This window comes from Desulfotomaculum copahuensis (genome assembly GCF_001655685.1).
GTDB lineage: Bacteria > Bacillota > Desulfotomaculia > Desulfotomaculales > Desulfovirgulaceae > Desulfotomaculum_G > Desulfotomaculum_G copahuensis.
In genome coordinates this window covers 1-1,907 of sequence record NZ_LYVF01000107.1, presented here as the reverse complement: position 1 = coordinate 1,907, position 1,907 = coordinate 1, and the positions used below count along the sequence as shown (strand labels likewise).

The following is a 1,907-nucleotide window of genomic DNA, read 5'->3' as shown; positions in this document are numbered from 1 at the left end:
AAGACCAGCTAGTAAAAGTCAATAGGTTTTAGAAAGAAATTTAAAAATTTTTACGTTGTAAAAAAGGGTATAGCAAACAAACTCAATTAAGAGCCGAACTTTGAAAACTTAATATAGTTAATAGCTATTTCCAAGTATAGTGCAAGACTTTAAGCAGCTTTATGAATGTTTTGATATTGTAGTTTGTGTTCATCAGGTGTCTTTAATACAAAAGGCTTATTATCTCTTAGAACAGCAAATACAATATCTGAAATCTTGTGCATAACAGCTCCAAGAGCTACTTTTTTAGGTTTAGATTCCTTCTTTTTCTGGTAATAATCATAAAGTACAGGATTTATTGCTATACCATTTCTTTTAACTCTTACAGAAGCTAAAGCAATGGCATAGAGAACACGCCTGGCAATTTTAGAACCTCTTTTGGACATTTTATTGTCATTACCTTTAAAATGTCCAGATTCATTAACAGAAGGATCTACACCAAAATATGCAAAAAGCTGCTTAGGCTTTCTAAATGCTGAAAAATCGCCTATTTCACACATAAGAGTAATCGCTGAGAGAAAACCAACACCAGGTATAGAATCAAGGTAATAAATTTGCTGTACAAATTTTTCAGACTTATTTTCATCCACAAATGCCTTGATTTCAGATAATACCAGGTTAATCTTTTTATCAAATTCTTCTATGAAATAAATATACACTTTTAGTACGTCATAGACAGAAGGTAAATTATACCTAAAATTCAAAGCATTTTTAGCAGCTTTAAATAACTTATCATACTTAGCTTTAGCATAATTCAAGCCTTTTCTCGATGACGTTGAAATAAGTTTAATTATTTCATCAGGCTGAGCATTAATGACATCTTCTGGTGTTGGGAAATTTTTTAACAGAGAGATAGCTGTAATTCCAGTAATATCAGAGAAAACCTTGCAGAAACCAGGGAAAACAATATGCAATTGAGCTTTAAGTTTATTCACATAAGAAGTACGATTATCGACAAGGCTATAGTACTCTCTGCATATACATCTAAGATTTAAAATTAACTCAGCGGGCATAACAGAAACCTTAGTGTCAGGCGAATAACCAGTAACAGCAATACGTTTTGCATCAAGTCTATCATTTTTCACTTTTCTTATACCAATATTTTTGTTAGAATTAGTAATGAGAGGATTAATAACAAAAACCTCAAATCCTAATTCTTTTAGGTGGCAGAAGAGTGGGAAATGGTAGATTCCCGTAGACTCCAGAAATATCTTAGATTTCATGGAGAATTGCTCTTCTGCCTTTTTAATTGTCAGAACAGCATTTTTAAGGGAATCAGCATTATCGTGGTCAACCTTAAAAGGCTTTTTAAACTCCCTTCCATCTGGTGTCAAGATGCAAAACCAGCTAAAATCAGCAGCGACATCAATACCAACACTAATATAATTAGGCAAAAAACTCATAAAACAACAACTCCTTTAAGTAAAAGTGAATAAGAGTATCCATTCTATTTAGTGAGTAAACAACCTAGCATGTGACGCGGGTATCCCGAAAAGCCGGTCCCAACCAGCCAAAACATTAATCCTCACCAAATGGAATAATTAGCTTTTTCACGGGTATAGACCATAAGGATGATCTCCCAGGAGGAATTTCATTTATCCTCTATTCAGAGAAGATTGTACACAAAGTTAAAGCTTAAGTCTATACCGGCTTAAAGGATATCCCAAATTATTTATTTAAAAGCAACTTAAATGACTTTTAAGATATGACATATAAAGTCATTTAAGCCAAGATATGCATAATATGGGAGTTGAGCATTAGAATAAACCCGAACATAGAAAGGTCATGTTAAATTATTGTTCGGTGCATTAACTCCCGATTTGATATAAAGCATGTAACTTTGTTACAAATATATTATACTAGGAGGA

1 protein-coding gene is annotated in these 1,907 nt (G+C 32.8%); it reads right to left on the bottom strand.

Features of this window, described 5'->3' with window-relative positions:
* Positions 1 to 149 precede the first annotated feature (149 nt).
* Positions 150 to 1,442 carry an IS110 family RNA-guided transposase gene (locus tag A6M21_RS07490; protein ID WP_066667492.1) on the bottom strand — a complete coding sequence of 431 codons (1,293 nt, stop codon included), beginning with the start codon at positions 1,440 to 1,442 and terminating at the stop codon, positions 150 to 152.
* Positions 1,443 to 1,907: the final 465 nt, after the last annotated feature.

Bases quoted from the DNA above. Each gene is read 5' to 3' on its own strand.
- A6M21_RS07490 (WP_066667492.1), bottom strand. From the start codon at position 1,442: ATGAGTTTTTTGCCTAATTATATTAGTGTTGGTATTGATGTCGCTGCT.